Origin of the sequence: Chryseobacterium sp. 2TAF14 (genome assembly GCF_052115105.1) — a bacterium.
GTDB lineage: Bacteria > Bacteroidota > Bacteroidia > Flavobacteriales > Weeksellaceae > Chryseobacterium.
Genome location: NZ_JBFRGA010000276.1, coordinates 1 through 3,285, shown reverse-complemented (window position 1 = coordinate 3,285; position 3,285 = coordinate 1). Strand labels below are relative to the sequence as shown.

The window sequence follows — 3,285 nt, the reverse complement described above, 5'->3', positions numbered from 1 at the left end:
CATACAAGGGGAATAAAGCCAAGTGAGAATTTATATCTGGAAATTAGAAATTCAGTGTTTGGGAAAGACCCGTTGCTGTTGTATGCAAATAATGTAAAAGTTGACAAAAGCGGAGTAATAAGAGAAAAAATAGTCTGGAATAATATAAGAAATAAAATAAATCTTCTTACGGTCTACGCAATGGTGAAGGAAAACAATACCGATGGAAAGGTTTTATACGATGCAGACGGCAACTTAGGTATGGCAGCTGCAAAGCTTAAAAAAGGAAGTTCACTTGCAAAACTGGCTGGTTATACAGGAGCGGTGAAAGTCGGAAGTGAAAGTGTTGATGGACCATCGAAAGAAGGTAAATGTAAAAGATGTGAAGAGGAAATTACGCTCAAAATATTGAAGACTGTTTCGGAGTACTTTCTAGTGCAAAGACAATAAGGACAGAAGTTGTAAAATACTTAAATCAGTATATTAAGCAACGTCAAAAAACAAGTAAACCAATTCATTTAGACACCTGTTTAAGAAAAGCACATTTTTTTGCACAAGTTGGAGTCGAAACATTAGGAGTAAATCCAGATTGGATGGTTGAAGGAAATATAAACCACTCAATGAGAAGTGCAAAAATTGCTTTTGGAGATAGAGCAAAAAATTTGGAATCAAAAGGACTTTTAGACAATTATTGTCAAGATAGACCTCAAAAAAGACTATATAATTATTTATATGCTCATGAAAATGGTTATGGCAATGGCAATGGCAATGAAGCAAGTGAAGATGGTTGGAAATTTAGAGGAAGAGGGCTAAAACAACTAACTGGTAGAGCAAATTATAAGAATGCTTCAGAAACATTAAGAGAAATTTTTCCTAATGAATATATAGATTTGGAGGCAAACCCCGAAAAAGTTGAAGAAATTAAATATGCAGTTTTAACTGCAATTGCATTCTGGGAAAAACATGAAGTTTGGAAAGAGGCGGACAAAGTCAAATCTACTAATGATAGTGATGAGCTCTTCAAACAAATAAGAAAAAAAGTTGTCGGTAAAAGTGCATTTAAATGGAAAGATGCCAAAGATTATTTTACTAAAACCTATAAAGCATTTAAAGTTAACGAATGTCAAAAGGATAATGCACAAAGCATAAATGGAGAATATAATCTATATAAAACTAATTATATAAAAAAAACATATTCAAAAGCAATGACCTCAGAGAGCAAAACATATAAATTCGAGGTATATAAAAATGGTGTACTAGAAAAGTCTTATACACTGGAGAAAAGCGAACATGGATATTTTAATTTTCCAGAATCAGGTATTAATTGGGGTAGATATGGAACTAGAGATAGTAAGTCTATTGGAGGAGACAACTGGGCAAATGAAGAATGTGTTGCAGCATTATTAGGTTCTTTTATTCTGTTAAAGAAAGTGGTTTGACAGAAACATTGTATTATAATGATATTTCTTCTCATGATGGCAAAACAAATTTAGGACATTCAACACATAAAACAGGAAAGGATATAGATATCAGATATCCAGGTTGTACAAACGCTCCAGGAGAACAATTATGGACAGTTGCAAAAAATTATTGGGGAAGCGAAACTAAATTAGATGAAGCTATGCAAAAAATATATAAAATAGCTGTTGAATGGGATTTTGTCAATAATTATCAGTATAAAACGGTAGTTAACGCATCTCGTGCAGGAGGGCATGAAAACCATTTCCATATCGGACATAAGTAAAATAAGAAATAATGAAAAAAAATATATTTATAATCCTATTGCTATTATTTATTAGTTGTAAAAATAAGGGACAAAATTATAACTATGAGTTAGAAGATTCGGACGAGTCTTATGTGATGGATTCTTGGAGTAATAATCAAAAAGAAGATTATTACTCCAAAGCTGGAAATTTAGTTAAAGAGGTTCTCACGTTTGAACATTTCAATGTACCAAACCAAAGCGATTTCAATAAAAGTCTATATGATAAGTTAGGTATTAAATTGAATTCCAATCAAATATATCAAATATTACCACATCATATTTTCGAACAAGATAGCTTGGATGGATATGCTCAACAATTAATTATCTTTCCATCGAACAAGATTGTTTCTTTGAAAACTGAACTTCCCTTACTTAATAAAAGTAGCCTACAGTACTATAAATCTAATGATTTTAAGAATTTAGATCATAGTATGGATTATAATATTGTAATCAACAAATTACTTTTCAGTCCTAATGATAAAGAAATTGATTTATGGTTAAAAGATAAACAATTAGATGAATTATTCAATTATCTTGTTTGTAGCTTTCATTTCGAAGATAAAAAAATATTTYAATATGTAATTAAAAAGCTAATTAAAGAAACAGACACAAAAAATAATAAGCTTGAGTATTTGCAACTACTTTTTAAAGAAACTGTTGCAAAAGCTCCAGACATTTATCATTATTTGAAAAAAGACTATCAAATTATAGATATAGTTAATGCGGATTTGGATGACGACCAGGATGACGATATCATATACATTGCAGCATCAGAAAAAGAGATTACAAATTTACAGATACTTATTTTTAATAATGATAAAAGTAAATATTTGTTATGGGCAAAAAATGACTCATCACCTATTATCGGGCAAAAGGAATATAAAAAAACAGTAACAAAAGGGAATTATTTTACGATAGAATATACTCGAGATATTGAAGACAAATATAATTTATATAATTATTTAACATTTAAACTTCAGAACACTGATTTTTTATTACATAGATTTAGTCAAGAAACATTTGATGTTCAATTAGATAAGAATTTACTAATGAAAACTTGGACAAATAAAAACTTTGGAAATATAAACTTTGAAAATGTTTCATTTGACCATATTGACAGATTAAAATAAAACCTGCATATTGATGTAGATCCAAATTCTCTAGATATAGTAAGGGAAGAAAAGTTTATCGATGCACTGATTAAATTTGGTTACTCCAAATTTTACAGTTATAATATTATTATTCCTGATACTTTTAATGGTGCAATTTGAAGTTTAGGGCTTGATGAAAATCAAAAACTAGATGAAGAAACACAAGACAAAATTTTTGATGACTATCTCATTAAAGTTAAAAGACCTAAAATTATTGCATATCTTGAAGGTAAAGGAGACCATTACTTAGTGCCAAAAACTGCTGCAGCATTGTTTGGCGTCATAAATGAAGTCAATGATAAAGTTGGGAAATACATTTAGGAGATATGTCTTCTGAGAATGGCAGTGATCCATGGGAATCTGGATTTGATCATCATGCAGGGCATGGAC

Annotated in this window: 4 protein-coding genes; all 4 read left to right on the top strand. The window is 30.1% G+C overall.

The window, feature by feature from the left end:
- On the top strand, positions 1-429 hold a 429-nt coding region (locus tag AB4Y90_RS17380; protein WP_441558824.1), incomplete at its 5' end, for a hypothetical protein.
- Positions 430-572: 143 nt separating this feature from the next.
- Positions 573-1,418: a hypothetical protein gene (locus tag AB4Y90_RS17375; RefSeq protein ID WP_441558823.1), complete on the top strand. Its 846-nt coding sequence runs from the start codon at positions 573-575 to the stop codon at positions 1,416-1,418.
- Positions 1,415-1,723, top strand: coding sequence for a hypothetical protein (locus AB4Y90_RS17370; RefSeq protein WP_441558822.1), 309 nt, complete (start codon positions 1,415-1,417; stop codon positions 1,721-1,723). The genes AB4Y90_RS17375 and AB4Y90_RS17370 overlap by 4 nt, the downstream gene beginning before the upstream one ends.
- A gap of 11 nt (positions 1,724-1,734) precedes the next feature.
- Positions 1,735-2,874 (top strand): hypothetical protein, encoded by a 1,140-nt coding sequence (locus AB4Y90_RS17365; RefSeq protein ID WP_441558821.1) that lies wholly within the window; start codon positions 1,735-1,737, stop codon positions 2,872-2,874.
- Positions 2,875-3,285 lie beyond the last annotated feature (411 nt).